Source organism: Streptomyces sp. NPDC055815 (genome assembly GCF_053616475.1).
Genome location: NZ_JBSHDU010000046.1, coordinates 67615 through 69440 on the forward strand (window position 1 = coordinate 67615; position 1826 = coordinate 69440).

Genomic DNA, 1826 nt, shown 5'->3' on the forward strand with positions numbered 1-1826 from the left:
GGGGTGTTTGGTGTGGGGGGTTTTGCCGCGCCGCCCCCCCCCGGGGGGGGGGGGGGGGCCCCCCCCGGGGGGGGGGGGGGGGGGCCCCCCCCCCCCCCCCCCCCAACCGCCGGTCCGTGAACCCCCTTCGGCCGCGGTCAGCGGCGGGGCGGTGCTGCGCGGTACGTGGAACCACGCGGTCTCGTCGGTCTCCTTGGACCGGACGCGGGCCGGCCGGTAGTGGGCGGGTTCGACGTAGCGCCCGCCCTCGGCGACCACGTTCCCGTACAGCCAGTCGGAGACGACGACCAGGAGGTCGACCTCCGGGCTCTCGGTCATGATCTGCTTGGCGGGGGCGCTGTCGCAGAGCCGGGCGGCGAGGTCCACGGCCCGTCCGACGAGCCCGTGGGCGTCCTGGGCGACGAGCCCGGCGTTCATGCCGATCCGCAGCCGCAGGCGGTGGCTGCGGCCCGTGTTGTGGGCGCGCAGGCTCTCGTAGAGGGTGTCGATCCACCGTCCGACCATGAGGGTCGGCGGCACGTCGGGGCGCAGGGCGGCGAGGATGCCGTCCCCCCGGTCCTCCTGGTGGAAGGTGCCGGGTTCGACGCCGACGGAGCCGTACGCCTCGTCGAAGGCGGCGTACATGGCGGCCCGGTGCAGCTCCTTCTCGGCCATGCCCAGGGTCCCGGAGCCCACGATGTCGCCGAACACGACGAACCGGTGGATCCCGCCCGCTACCCCGTTCACTTCCGCACTGCTCACTCTCGGACTCCCTGTGTGTGGTGCCGTGGTGGTGCGCGTGTTCAGACTGGCCGCCTTCCGCGACCGGCGATGTAGCCGTTTACACACCCGGCGGAGATTCGTCCGCCGGGTTTCCGCCGGGGCGTGCGCGCCCCTGCGCGAGCAGCACCAGGACCCGCATGTCGATCACGACGACGGTGCGGTTCGCGGTGCGGACGACGTCCTGCTCCCTCAGCAGGCGCAGGGCTTTGGCCACTGCCTCCCGGGTGGCGCCGATGGCCGCCGCCAGGTCGTGCTGGGGCAGCGGGAGGTCGAGCACGGTGCCGCCGTCCGCCCGTCGTCCGGCGCGCTCGGCCAGTTCGACGAGGCGGGCGGCGAGGCGCTGGAGGACGGTCTCGGAGGCGAGCGCGCGGCGTTCGACGTCGGCGCTGCGCAGCCGGGTGGCGAGCTGGCGCATGATCAGCGCGGTGGCGTGCGGGCGGGCGGCGAGGAAGCGCCGGAACCGGTCGCCGGAGACGGCCACCGCCTCGACCGTGCCGAGGGCGGTGACGCTGGCGCTGCGCGGGCCCCGGTCGACGGCGGCGAGGTCGCCGACGACCTCACCGGCGCCGCGCAGGGCGAGGATGAGGCGGGAGCCGCGCTCGGTGCCGACGGAGACGACGGACCAGCCGGAGAGGAGTGCGAGGACGTAGGCGCTGGTGTCGCGTTCGCGGATCATCACCTCCCCGGGTTCGTAGACGCGCCGGGCGCCTTCGGCGAGCAGCGACCGCCGGTCGGCCGCGGGGAGGGCGTGGAGGAAGGAGCGGTCCTGCCCGAAGAGACTCAACGCCGCTCACCCCCGTACCGTTTGCGGGCCCTCCGGGGAAGACCGTCCGCCGGTGGCCGACCGGCGCGTTCGCGTGTGTGTTCCCACCTCAGGTGGCGTGCTGCGCCACACTATTGACGCTGTGTCACGTCATGGGGTGAAGAACGCTAGAGGGTGCGGAAGAAACGCGTCAACGAGCACGGGGGGCGCAGGGGAGCGCCGCCGACGCGACCCCTGCGCCCCCCGCGATCGCGACCCGGCGGGGGGGGGGGGGGCGGCGGGGGAGGGCGGATCCCCGTGG

Annotated in this window: 2 protein-coding genes; both read right to left on the bottom strand. The window is 74.9% G+C overall.

Annotated elements, in window-relative coordinates; genetic code table 11:
• A partial coding sequence (locus ACWGN5_RS26615) for a hypothetical protein (RefSeq protein ID WP_453519553.1) occupies positions 1-741 on the bottom strand: 741 nt, incomplete at its 3' end.
• Positions 742-820: 79 nt separating this feature from the next.
• On the bottom strand, positions 821-1546 hold the full coding sequence (locus tag ACWGN5_RS26620) for a Crp/Fnr family transcriptional regulator (protein WP_399698973.1): 726 nt from the start codon (positions 1544-1546) through the stop codon (positions 821-823).
• Between the last annotated feature and the right edge of the window lie 280 nt (positions 1547-1826).